The sequence below is a fragment of the Paracoccus kondratievae genome (assembly GCF_009301415.1).
GTDB classification, from domain to species: domain Bacteria; phylum Pseudomonadota; class Alphaproteobacteria; order Rhodobacterales; family Rhodobacteraceae; genus Paracoccus; species Paracoccus kondratievae.
Genome location: NZ_CP045073.1, coordinates 604,404 through 616,408 on the forward strand (window position 1 = coordinate 604,404; position 12,005 = coordinate 616,408).

The 12,005-nt window shown below is 60.3% G+C and carries 8 protein-coding genes; 7 read left to right on the plus strand and 1 reads right to left on the minus strand.

Annotated features, from left to right (window positions below):
- The first annotated feature begins 39 nt into the window (after positions 1-39).
- From mads1 to F8A10_RS14335, 7 genes are all read left to right on the plus strand, one after another.
- Positions 40-276: a methylation-associated defense system helix-turn-helix domain-containing protein MAD1 gene (mads1, locus tag F8A10_RS14305; protein WP_152367658.1), complete on the plus strand. Its 237-nt coding sequence runs from the start codon at positions 40-42 to the stop codon at positions 274-276.
- Entirely contained in the window at positions 260-2,293 is a 2,034-nt protein-coding gene (mads2, locus tag F8A10_RS14310; protein ID WP_152367659.1) for a methylation-associated defense system DNA methyltransferase MAD2, read from the plus strand. Before mads1 ends, mads2 (F8A10_RS14310) begins: the two co-directional genes overlap by 17 nt.
- Positions 2,290-4,308: a methylation-associated defense system DNA methyltransferase MAD2 gene (gene mads2 / locus F8A10_RS14315; RefSeq protein ID WP_152367660.1), complete on the plus strand. Its 2,019-nt coding sequence runs from the start codon at positions 2,290-2,292 to the stop codon at positions 4,306-4,308. Before mads2 (F8A10_RS14310) ends, mads2 (F8A10_RS14315) begins: the two co-directional genes overlap by 4 nt.
- Positions 4,305-5,000: a restriction endonuclease subunit S gene (locus F8A10_RS14320; RefSeq protein ID WP_193668294.1), complete on the plus strand. Its 696-nt coding sequence runs from the start codon at positions 4,305-4,307 to the stop codon at positions 4,998-5,000. Before mads2 (F8A10_RS14315) ends, F8A10_RS14320 begins: the two co-directional genes overlap by 4 nt.
- A protein-coding gene (locus tag F8A10_RS14325) for an IS5-like element ISPko5 family transposase (protein ID WP_152367113.1) occupies positions 4,951-5,732 on the plus strand; the annotation gives its coding sequence in 2 pieces (ribosomal slippage) (positions 4,951-5,281 and positions 5,281-5,732; 783 coding nt in all). The genes F8A10_RS14320 and F8A10_RS14325 overlap by 50 nt, the downstream gene beginning before the upstream one ends.
- 89 nt (positions 5,733-5,821) lie before the next feature.
- Positions 5,822-8,782 (plus strand): type I restriction endonuclease subunit R, encoded by a 2,961-nt coding sequence (locus tag F8A10_RS14330; RefSeq protein ID WP_152367661.1) that lies wholly within the window; start codon positions 5,822-5,824, stop codon positions 8,780-8,782.
- Positions 8,782-9,813 carry a DUF4268 domain-containing protein gene (locus F8A10_RS14335; protein ID WP_193668295.1) on the plus strand — a complete coding sequence of 344 codons (1,032 nt, stop codon included), beginning with the start codon at positions 8,782-8,784 and terminating at the stop codon, positions 9,811-9,813. The genes F8A10_RS14330 and F8A10_RS14335 overlap by 1 nt, the downstream gene beginning before the upstream one ends.
- A 357-nt stretch (positions 9,814-10,170) precedes the next feature.
- Here F8A10_RS14335 and F8A10_RS14340 read toward each other — a convergent pair whose 3' ends face one another.
- Complete coding sequence (locus tag F8A10_RS14340) at positions 10,171-12,003, minus strand: SLC13 family permease (RefSeq protein ID WP_152367662.1); 1,833 nt, start codon at positions 12,001-12,003, stop codon at positions 10,171-10,173.
- Positions 12,004-12,005 lie beyond the last annotated feature (2 nt).

The following is a 12,005-nucleotide window of genomic DNA, read 5'->3' on the forward strand; positions in this document are numbered from 1 at the left end:
CGCGCCCGTCTGGGCCGTTCGTCAGAAAGGGGAGCTGACGTGTCGAGCGAAGAGATCCTGAAGCTGCGTGAGGTCGCCGCCCTCTTAAAGGTGGGGGAAAAAACGGTCTACTCCATGGCTCAAGCTGGCGAGCTGCCTGCTTTCAAGGTTCGGGGGCAATGGCGCTTTTCTCGTGCAGACATTGATGCGTGGATCGGGCAGCAAAAGCGCACTACACAAGACCATCTCGACGAGGATCAGCAATCGAGGATCAGCAATAATGTCCGCCTGCACTAAGGAAACGAAGCAGAGAAAAAAGAAGGCGCCTTCGCAGACGGGAAACACGATTCCGGCGGGATACATCCTTGATTATGCTTCCGGCAAGCAGATCAAAGAAACGAAAAAGGAAATCGTTCGACAGCGAATTATTCGAGCTCTGATCCACGAGTACGGATTCTCTCCCGAAGATATGGAATTGGACTTCTCCATCGGCGGTCGCAAGAAGGTGGATGTGGCCATCTTCCACCATGGGAAGGAGCACACCTTGGAGAATCTCGGACGTGCTGTGCTCTGCCGCCAGGAGCCAACTATCGGCAAGAACGCCGTCCGTATCCGTGACTTCGAACAGGCCGCCAAGGACCTAGACGAAATCGAAACCATCATGCGGGACGTCGATGCGGTTCAGTACGGGCTTTGGACCAATGGCCTGGAGTTCTTCTTTGTAGAGAAGGAACGGAAGCGCTTCGAAACCAAGTGCACCCCCATTGGCGACTGGCCCATGGCCGAAGAGTCAGTTGGCACCAAGGAGGTCATCTCCGATGCCCATACCCGGGTCGCCGACAACGAGATGCTCAAGATCACCTTCCGCCGTTGTCACAACTTCATTCATGGCAACGAGGGAATGCCCAAGGACGCCGCCTTCTGGCAGTTCCTGTATTTGATCTTCTGTAAGATGCACGACGAAAACCTGCGCACTAAGCAACGCCAGGCTTGGCAGCGCCGCTTCTGGGCTGGCCCGAAGGAACAGTTCGAGGCGGACGGGCGCAAGGCCATCCGTGCGCGCATCGACGAGCTCTTCACCGAGGTGAAAAAACAGTACAAAAATATCTTCCGAGGAAACGAGGAGATCAGTCTCTCCGACCGGGCGCTGGCCTTTATAGTTTCCGAATTGGCCAAATACGACTTCACCCGCACAGACGTCGATGCGAAGGGCGTGGCATACCAGGAGCTGGTTGGCGTCAACCTTCGTGGCGATCGCGGTCAGTACTTCACGCCGCGGGGCGTCGTGAAGCTGGTGGTCGAGATGCTCGACCCGAAAGAGAACGAGATCTTACTGGATCCAGCGTGCGGCACCGGCGGATTCTTGGTCGCTACTCTAGGCCATATGCTCAAGCAGTTCCGCGAGGAGCAGAATACCCAAGCCGGTAACGAGAGCACCACTGAATTTCTGAGTGTCCACGAGCGGCTGAAGGAGTATGCCGCTTCAAACGTATTCGGGGCCGACTTCGACCCGTTCCTGATCCGCGCCGCGCAGATGAACATGGTGCTGGCTGGTGACGGCCGCGGTCACATTTACAACATCAACTCCCTAGAATTCCCGCTGGGGCATCTGGCGGATCTTCCGGCCGCCAAAAGAGAGATCCCGCTGGGTTCGGTAGACATCATCGCTACCAACCCACCATTCGGGTCGGATATTCCGATTACCGACAAGCACATCCTGGAGCAGTACGAGCTGGCCCACAACTGGGAGCCGGATGGCGAAGGTGGTTTCCGCAACACCGGTGTGCTTAAGGGCAGCGTTGCACCCGAAATCCTCTTCATTGAGCGTTGCATCAAGTGGCTGAAGCCCGGCAAGGGCCGCATGGGCATCGTCCTGCCCGATGGCGTTCTCGGCAATCCGGCAGCGGAATATATTCGATGGTGGATCATGCGGGAAGCCCAGGTGCTCGCCTCCGTCGATCTGCCGGTGGAGGCATTCATCGCGGAAGCCAACGTCAATATTCTTACCAGCCTTCTGTTCCTGCGCCGAAAGGATGACCAGGAGAAGCATCGCGAGGCGCTGGGCGGAGCCGACGAATATCCAGTTTTCATGGCCGTAGCGGACAAGGTTGGCTTCGATCGCCGTGGCAACAAACTCTACAAGCGCACTCCAGACGGCGAAGAAATCATCGAACCTAAACAGCACATTGAGCGAATTCGTATCGGGGGGCGCTTCGTAGAGCGAACTCTGACCCGCAGCGAAAAGATCGAGGACAATGATCTGCCGCTAATCGCTGAGAAGTACCGTGAGTTTCTGAAGGAGCAGAACGGATGAGTGACGAAGAAAATGTCATTGAAGCTTCTCAGGATGCGGCCGAAGAAAGCGGGCCCGATAACTTCTTCATCGATATACTGACGGGGAACAAGGAGAGCGCATCGGCGAAGAAGCTCTTGGTACAAAAGGTGCTCCGACAGCTGATCGAAAGCTACGGTTTTGATCGAAACGATATTGAGCTGAATTACAACCCCCAAATACCCGGCCAGGGACGCAAGCGCATTGATATTGCGATCTTTCGCCCCGATGCGGAGCACACCAATGAAAATCTGCAACGGATTATAGTCTGCAAAAATCAAAAGAAGCGCGACAAGCTTCGGTCCATTGCCGAGGCTGACATAGACCTGCGGGAGCTCAAGGAGCTGCTGGAATTGATCCCTGGCGCTTCGTTGGGAATGTGGACGAACGGCCAGGAAGAATTCCTCTTCCAGGTTGAACGCACCCGGTTCGAGGTTCGATCGAAGCCATTAGGCATCTGGCCGGCGCCGGGGGAGCACACCGCTGACTTGGATCGGACAGGCGGGGTCATTCAGGTCAGTGCCGAGGCGGAAGACCTCGAGGATGCACTGCTGCGCTCGCACCGTTTCCTGAATAGAAACCTGGGCCTGGATCACAAGGACACCTTCAAACAGCTTGCGGTGTTGATGCTGGCCAAGATTTTCGACGAAACGCTGCCGAGCGGCGAACGCAAGTTTTGGATCAGGGGAGACGAGCCTTTCACGGAGCCGGGGCAGCAGGCGATCGCCCAACGCATCAATGAGTCCATCGCTGCGGCCAAGGCCTGGCAGCCAAGCCTGTTAACCCGTGGCTGGGAGCTGACGCTAGAGCCTCATGAGACGGCTCGTGTGGTCATGGAACTGGCGCGTTATTCCCTGAGCGAAACGCAACCCCGTTTCCGCACGGGAGCGTTCCGTGCAGTTGCCCGTAGCGTTATGGATGGCCGCGAGGGTCGGTATCCGACACCGCTGAATGTCGCCGAGATGGCGGTGGAGATGCTCGACCCGCAGCCCGGCGAACGCATAATGGACTGCTCCAGCGGCACCGGCACGTTCCTGGCCATGACCGCTGCTCACGTCTTCAAGAAAAAGCTCGCGGCTTTAGGAACCTCGCCTGAGGAAGCTACCGGTGAGCAGATCCGCCGCGCACAAGATGAAACCGCGGCTTGGGCTTCCACGAATGCCCTTGGCTGTGACATCGATCCGTTTCTGGCCGTGGCCAGTCGCATGAACCTTCTCTTCACAATAGGCAATCCCGGCCGCGTCTTTCGTATCGACGCGCGCACTTTCCCGGACGGGGATCTCGACGGTATCGAAGCTGCTCGCCCTGCGATGGCTTTGGGCAGCATGGACGTTGTCCTGCTGAATCCGTGGTTCTCGACCCAGGATACGGTCAGCGACGCCTCCATCCTCGAGCGCTACGAATTGGGCAACACTTGGGAGCGCGACGAGGCTGGCGGGTTCCGGAACACCGGCAATCTGAATGCTGGAGGTGTGCCTCCTGAAGTCCTGTTCATCGAGCGCGCCCTGCAATGGGTCAAGCCGGGCACGGGGCGAATCGGCATCTTGTTGCCGGATGGTCTTCTCGGTAATCCGAGTGATGAATACGTGCGCTGGTGGATCTTGCGACACTGCGAAGTGCTGGCCTCGGTTGATCTACCGGTGGAACCGTTCAAGGTCACCGTCAAGGAATATGGCCTAACCCCTGCCTTGCCCAGCTTCCTGGTGCTGCGCCGTCGTAGCCAGGAGGAGCTGATGCGTACCGAACACCCAGAATACAAGGTCTTCATGGCCGTGGTGGATCGCGCTGGCGTCGACGCCCGGGGCAATTTGTTATTCCAGCGAGCGCCGGACGGTGAGGAACTCATCTTCGACGAGGAAGTGGTCGAACGTGTACGCGAAGCTGGTGAAGTCGAGATTCGCCGCACGACACGCCGCAGCCGCCGTATTCATGACGAGCTGCCCGTGGTGGCGGAGAAGTACAAGAGCTTCCGGGAAACCGGCGAGGTGTCCCAATGAGCAGAAAGTTTCAGGTCAAATCTGTTCCGAGCACCTGGCTGGAAAACAATGGGCGCCGGCTAGACTGCGGTCCGTACCTTTCTGGGGCAATGGAAGCAAGGGAACTGCTGAGGAAACTGCCCGCGGAGAAGACGCATTTAGCTAATCTCACTGTCGATATCTTCCATGCTGGCCGAGAGAGCCGTCAGTGGGTAGAGGCCGAGGAGTTTGGCGTCCGGTTTATGGGAAGCACCGATGTTCTGGCCGCAGATTTGTCTGGGCTACCCCTCATCTCAAAGAAGCAAGTTCGAGCGAATCCAAACTTCACAATCCGAGCTGGCTGGACCCTCATCACTAGGTCGGGAACAATCGGCCGGATGGCCTATGCACGTTCTGACATGGATGGAGTGGCCTGCTCTGAACATGTGATGCGAGTGGCCCCTGATGAGCAGAAGATCAAGCCTGGTTACCTATACGCCTATTTGCATAGCCGTTTTGGTGTGCCACTCGTTGTTTCAGGCACTTACGGAGCAATCATCCAGCACATCGAACCACATCATATCTCGGATCTGCCAGTTCCGCGCCTCGGTGAATTAGGTTGTGTTGACAAAAAGGATTCCCCTGCGCGTCTGGCTGTGATTCAAGATCATCTCTACGTGGGAGGTGACCTTGGCACGCAATCTGATGTCCGACGACGAATGGGCATTCTTTGAGGGCTTCATCCGAGCCGTCCGGCATCCGAACGGGCGCAAGCCTGCGGACCATCGACTTGTTCTGGATGGCATTTTCTGGGTCGCGCGGACCGGTGCGCCCTGGCGGGACCTGCCAGAGGAGTTTGGCAAGTGGTCATCTGTCTACCGGCAGTTCCGGCGCTGGACGCTCGCCGGGCTGTGGGAGGACATCCTGGATGCCTTGAACCACGCGAAGCTCGCGCCCGACAAGCTCCAGATGATCGACAGCACTGTGATCAGGGCCCACCACCATGCGGCCGGCGCAAAAGGGGGACTCCGAAAGAGGCTCTTGGCCGTTCAAGAGGTGGGTTCTCGACCAAGATCCATCTCCGCGTCAACGGCGCTGGCCTCCCGATAAGGACCGAGATCACGCCCGGGCAGGATTCAGACTACACGGGCTATGATCTGGTGATGGCCGACAACCTTCCGCAGCCCGCCGTGTTGGTCGCCGACAGGGGCTATGACTCTGATAAAATTAGAGAAGACATCGAGAGCCGTAACGCGCTGCCCATGATCCCCATGCGAAAGAACCGCAAGGTGCGCAAGGTCGTCGACATGACCATCTACACCTTGCGCAACATGGTCGAGCGTTGTTTCAACAAGCTCAAGAACAGTCGCCGCCTGGCAACACGCTACGACAAAACCGCAGACAGTTTCCTCGGCTTCATCGACATCGCCTGCATCAGGCTCTGGCTTCGCCATTTGTCAACATGACCTAGCGCAATGCTGAATGCAGAAGCCCGGGTAAAAGAGGCTCAAGCCCTCTACATGAGAGGTTTGGCGGCAATAGCGGAGGGTGTTTGATGTCTTTCAACGAGGCTAACACCGTCGAAGCCTTCATCCGTGACCGCCTCGCGGGCAGCACCAATTCACCCACAGTCACGCCCGGCCTCGCCCGGCAGGGCGGCGCGATCTCCGGCCTCGGCTGGCATTTCGTCGGCCCCGCCGACCTTCCGCGCGAGTCGCAGGAGGCATTGGTCGAGCCCTATCTGCGCGATGCCCTGATCCGCCTGAACCCCGACATCGCCGCCAACCCGTCCCGCGTGGACGACGTGCTCTACCGCCTGCGCGCCATCGTCATGTGCGCGCGCTCGGACGGGCTGGTTAAGGCCAACGAGGAATTCGCCGCCTGGATGCTCGGCGAACGCTCAATGCCCTTCGGCGCGGACGGCCAGCATGTCACCATCCGCCTGATCGATTTCGACGACATCGAACAGAACAGCTTTGTCGTCACCCAGCAGTTCACCTTCCGCGCCGGCAAGACCGAAAAGCGCGCCGATCTGGTGATGCTGGTCAACGGCCTGCCGCTCGTCCTGATCGAGGCCAAGACGCCGGTCCGCTCCAGCCAGAGCTGGCTCGACGCCGCGCTCCAGGTCCATGACGACTACGAGCAGAACGTGCCGGAGCTGTTCGTGCCGAACGTCTTCTCGGTCGCGACCGAGGGCAAGGAATACCGCTACGGCTCCGTCCGCATGCCCGTCGATCTCTGGGGCCCGTGGCGCACGGATGCCGATGGCCCGCAGTCCATGGGAGAGGTCGAGAAGGCCGTCAACGCGATGCTGCGCCCGGCGATGGTGCTGGACCTGCTCGCCAACTTCACCGCGTTCGCCACGCAGAAGGGCAAGCAGCGCATCAAGATCATCGCCCGCTATCAGCAGGTCGAGGGCGTCAACAAGATCGTCGAGCGCGTCGTCGCTGGCCAGGTGCGCAAGGGACTGATCTGGCACTTCCAGGGCTCAGGCAAGTCGCTGTTGATGCTGTTCGCCTCAAAGAAGCTACGCCTGCACCCGGCGTTGAAAAACCCGACCGTGCTGGTGGTGGTCGACCGCATCGACCTCGACAGCCAGATCGCCGGCACCTTCTATGCCGCCGACATGGCCAACCTGGTGCGCACCGACAGCCGCAAGGAGCTGTCCGACCTGCTGGCCAAGGACGTGCGCAAGGTCGTCATTACCACGATCCACAAGTTCGCAGAGGCGGACGGCGTGCTGAACGACCGCGACAACATCATCGTCATGGTCGACGAGGCGCACCGCACACAGGAAGGCGACCTTGGCCGCAAGATGCGCGAGGCGCTGCCGAACGCGTTCCTGTTCGGCCTGACTGGCACGCCGATCAACCGTGCCGACCGCAACACCTTCTACGCCTTCGGCGCCGAGATCGACGAGAACGGCTACATGAGCCGCTACGGGCTCAACGACTCGATCCGCGACGGCGCGACCAAGGAGTTGCATTTCGAGCCGCGGCTGGTAGACCTGCACATCGACCAGCAGGCGATCGAAGAGGCCTATGCCGAGCTGACCGAGGGCCTCACGGACGAGGACAGGGACAAGCTCGGCCGCGCCGCCGCGAAGATGTCGATCCTGGTGAAGGCGCCGGAACGCATCAGCGCCATATGCGCCGACATCGCGCAGCACTTCCAGGCGAAGGTCCAACCGAACGGTTTCGGCGCGCAGGTGGTGACCTTCGACCGCGAGAGTTGCGTTCTCTACAAGAAGGAGCTCGACAAGCACCTGCCGCCGGAAACCTCCGACATCGTCATCTCGGTTAACAGCGGCGAGCCGGAATATGCGGCCTACAAGCGCGACCGGGATGCCGAGGAAAAGCTTCTCGACCGTTTCCGCGACCCGAAGGACCCGCTGAAGATCATCATCGTGACATCGAAGCTGCTGACCGGCTTCGACGCCCCGATTTTGCAGACGATGTATCTCGACAAGCCGCTGCGCGACCACACGCTGCTGCAGGCGATCTGCCGGACAAACCGCCCCTACGGCGAGCAGAAGACGCACGGCCTGATCGTCGACTACCTCGGCATCTTCGACGACGTCGCGCAGGCCCTGAAGTTCGACGAGAAGGGCGTTCAGAAGGCGGTGTCCAACATCGCCGAACTGGCCGCAATGCTGCCGTCCGCGATCCAGAAGTGCCTGGAGTATTTCGCCGGCGTCGACCGCACCCTAACCGGCTACGAGGGCCTCATCGCGGCACAGGATTGCCTGCCGAACGACGAGCGCCGCGACGCCTTCGCATCGGATTTCAGTGTCCTGAGCCGCATTTGGGAGGCGCTATCGCCAGACCCGGTTCTGACACCCCACGAGAAGGACTATCGCTGGCTGGCGCAGGTCTACGAGTCGCTCAAGCCGTCGACGGGAACGGGGCGACTGCTCTGGCACCGGCTCGGGGCCAAGACGATCGAGCTGATCCACGAGAACGTCCACGTCGACGCGGTCCGAGACGACCTTGACACCCTCGTGATGGACGCGGAGCTGCTCGAGGCCGTTCTCGGCAACCCGGACCCGGAGAAGAAAGCCAAAGAGATCTCGGTCAAGCTGACCGGCCGGCTGCGCAAGCACGCCGGGAACCCGAAATACAAAGCGCTGGCAGAGCGCCTCGAAGACCTCAAGAACCGCCACCAGCAGGGGCTCCTTCTCAGCATCGACTTCCTGAAAGAGCTGCTCGCACTCGCCAAGGACGTCGTGAAGATGGAACGCGAGACGCCGGTCGAGGAAGACATCGACCGCGGCAAGGCCGCCCTCACGGAACTCTTCGAGGAAGCGAAGAACGGAGAGACGCCGATCATGGTCAAGCGCGTCGTCGACGACATCGACGAGATCGTCCGCGCGGTGCGCTTCGATGGCTGGCAGGCCACCCATGCTGGCGAGCGTGAGGTGAAGAAGGCGCTTCGTCAGACGCTCTTCAAGTACAAGCTCCACCAGGACTCAGAGCTTTTCGAGCGGGCCTACGGCTACATTCGGGAGTATTATTGATGGTGGCGTCGAGCAATGGACTTGGCCGACTTTCGCGCGTCGACCTTCGTGAGATTTGGGTGAGCGAGTCGAGCGATTTTACTCCTTGGCTTGCAAGGGAAGACAACCTCGAAATCTTGGGCGAGACGCTGGGGATCGATCTCGAACTGGAGGCGCAGGAAAAATCCGTAGGACCATTCCGCGCCGACATCCTTTGCAAGGATATCGGAACTGGATCATGGGTGCTCGTCGAGAACCAACTCGAACGCACCGACCATAGTCATCTCGGACAGCTATTGACCTATGCCTCGGGGCTTGAAGCCGTAACAATCGTCTGGATTGCGGCGCGTTTCACTGAGGAACATCGCTCTACCCTCGATTGGCTCAACAAGATCACAGACGAGAGCTTCAGGTTCTTTGGGCTGGAAGTGGAACTATGGAGAATCGGCGACTCGCCTGCAGCACCCAAGTTCAACATCGTGTCCAAACCAAACGACTGGTCACGATCTGTCGCTCAGGCTGCCCGCGCGATCGACGAGTCAGAACTCTCTGACACTCGACTGAAGCAGCGATCCTATTGGGATGCTTTCCACCAAGCGCTTGATAAGGCGGCTGGTCCAGTCTCCGGCGCACGCAAGCCACAGCCGCAGTCCTGGATGGGCTACTCGATTGGCAGGACAGGCTTCAACCTCGGAGCAGTGATGATCCGGCCGAAGCGCCAGATCAGGGCCGAGTTGTACATTGCGGGCGATCAGGCGAAGTCTTTCTTTCATCTGCTGCAGGAGCAGAAGCAGGCTATTGAGCAGGAGTTGGGCTATGAGCTCGACTGGGAGGAACTGCCTACGAGGCGAGATTGCCGCATCTCCGTGTACATGACGAACGTCGATCCGGAAGACGAGCGCGATTGGCCGCGGCAGCACGAGTGGTTGGCCGCCAAGGTGAACGATTTGCACAAAGCGTTCCTTAACCGGGTAAGAGAGCTCGATGCTGACGAGTGGCAGAAGGAGGGAGAAGCGGGCGGCACAACAGGCCAAGAGGCGACCGAGGTCTAGAGCGCTTTTCCAGTCTTTGCCTCGTTGGATTTCAGTCCGTTCTTGCGAACGCCACCGGCATCGAAGTGTTCAGCTACGCATCTGAAAAAATCATTCTAAATCAGCCGCTTGCAACCTGATCACCAAATCGGCGCAGTCATTAGGTCCGGAGAATATCGGCCCTGAGAGACCGCCTCCGGGCCACCTGGCAGCAGGGGCAGTGCTCAGCCCGTCCCGCATAACCCTCGAAAACAACGAGAAAATCCGGCCGAAGCCGGATGGGGAGAACGCTTTCGCGAGGGCAAGTGGCGGAGGGGATGGGCCTGATATCCAACCTTCTCCACCTTCTAGCAGTCTTCTGGCCTCGGCGCATGGTCGCTAGAAAGGCAGCAGGAGCGGCACGAGCGCCACACTCGCGGCCATGCAGATCACAGCGAAAGGCACGCCGATCCGCAGGAAATCTACGAACCGGTAATTGCCCGGCCCCACAACCAGCGTGTTCACCGGCGAAGAGACAGGCGTCATAAACGCAGCCGACGCCGCGAGGGCGACAGTCATCGCGAACGGATAGGGCGAGGCGTCGAGGGCGCTTGCGACGGCCAGCGCCACCGGGGCCATAAGGACGGCCGTCGCCGTGTTAGAGATGAACAGCCCGAGAAGCCCGGTGACAGCGAAGATTGCAGCGAGCACCAGCCGGGGCGAGGCACCGTCGAGCGCGCCGAGCAGCGCCTGTGCCGCGATCTCGACCCCGCCGGTGCGCTGCAATGCCAGTGAAAAGGGCAGCATTCCAACGATCAGGATCAGACTCTGCCAGTGGATCGAGCGATAAGCACCGGGCATGTCGATGCAGCGGAATAGTCCCAGGAGCAGACAGCCGAGCAGCGCCGCCTGCACGTTCGGCATCACACCCCAGACCATCAGGAGCACCACCACCAGCAGCACGCCTACGGCAAGGGGCGCACTGTGGCGGGCAGGCACGGCCTCGTCAGACTCGGCGGGAAGGTCCAAAAGAACCAGATCGCGCCGCTCGTCGGCCAGCTTGCGGACTGCGCGCCAGGGACCGACCGTCAGCAGCGTGTCACCTGCGCGTAGGGGCTCGTCGATCACACTGTTGGCGACCGGCCTCGTGCCGTGCTTCATGCCGATAACTGACAGGTCATAGGTGCTGCGGAACCGCGCTTGGGTGATGGTCTTGCCGATCAGGCGCGAGGTCGGCGGCACAATGATCTGCGCCATGCCGATTTCGTGCGCCGTGTCGGTGAACCACTGGCCGGAGACCGGCAGTGGGATCAGGTCGTGCGCCAGCGCGAAGGCTTCCAGATCGAAGCCCTTATCATCCCCGCGGTCGCGCTGGTCTATCAGCAGGATGTCGCTCGCCGCGAGCACCGTCGCGGCTCCAGGATGGATCAACTTGCGGCGAAACCGGCTGCCGCGCTCGATGGCGATGATGTTGATGCCGGCGCTGGAGCGCAGGTCCAATGTATCCAGCCGCTGGCCCACCAGATCCGATTCCGGGCGCAGTCGCAGACGGTGTTCGCGCTCGGCCAGATCATAATCGGCAACCCAGCCGGCCAGGGCGGCGCGCTCGGGCAAAGCGGGCGCAGGACCGGGCGCCAAAGAGCGGCGGGCCATCAACATGTAGAGGATCGCTAGCACCAGGATCGGCACGCCGAAGGGGGTGAAGGCGAAGAAGCCGAAGCCCTCGTGCCCCTGCCGCAACAATTCCGAATGCACGACGAGGTTGGGCGCGGTGGCTACCAGCGTCATCATCCCGCTGATCAGCGCCGCCACGGAAAGCGGCATCATCAGCCGCCCAGCCGGGATACCGGCTTTGCGGGCGATGCGCATCACGATGGGAATGAAGATCGCCACCACCCCGGTCGAGGACATGAATGACCCAACTCCCGCCACGATCACCATAAGCAGGAAGATCAGCCGCGCCTCGCTCGCACCGGCCCGCGCCGACAGCCAGTCGCCCAGCCGTTGCGCCACGCCCGTGCGCACAAGCGCCTCGCCAATCACGAAAAGGGCGGCGATCAGCACGATATTCGGGTCCGACAGCCCCACCAACGCTTCGGACATGGAAATCACGCCCGTCATCGGCAGCGCGACCATCATGATAACCGCGACCACATCCATGCGCGGGCGGTTGAGCGCGAACATGACGACCGCTGACGCCAGAAGGGCCAGCACCATCGCGAGTGGCGACATGC

What these genes read in the sequence shown, in the direction of transcription:
- mads2 (WP_152367660.1), top strand. Translation starts at nt 2,290, where the DNA reads ATGAGTGACGAAGAAAATGTCATTGAAGCTTCTCAGGATGCGGCCGAA.
- F8A10_RS14340 (WP_152367662.1), bottom strand. Translation starts at nt 12,003, where the DNA reads ATGTCGCCACTCGCGATGGTGCTGGCCCTTCTGGCGTCAGCGGTCGTC.
- F8A10_RS14320 (WP_193668294.1), top strand. Translation starts at nt 4,305, where the DNA reads ATGAGCAGAAAGTTTCAGGTCAAATCTGTTCCGAGCACCTGGCTGGAA.
- mads2 (WP_152367659.1), top strand. Translation starts at nt 260, where the DNA reads ATGTCCGCCTGCACTAAGGAAACGAAGCAGAGAAAAAAGAAGGCGCCT.
- F8A10_RS14335 (WP_193668295.1), top strand. Translation starts at nt 8,782, where the DNA reads ATGGTGGCGTCGAGCAATGGACTTGGCCGACTTTCGCGCGTCGACCTT.
- F8A10_RS14330 (WP_152367661.1), top strand. Translation starts at nt 5,822, where the DNA reads ATGTCTTTCAACGAGGCTAACACCGTCGAAGCCTTCATCCGTGACCGC.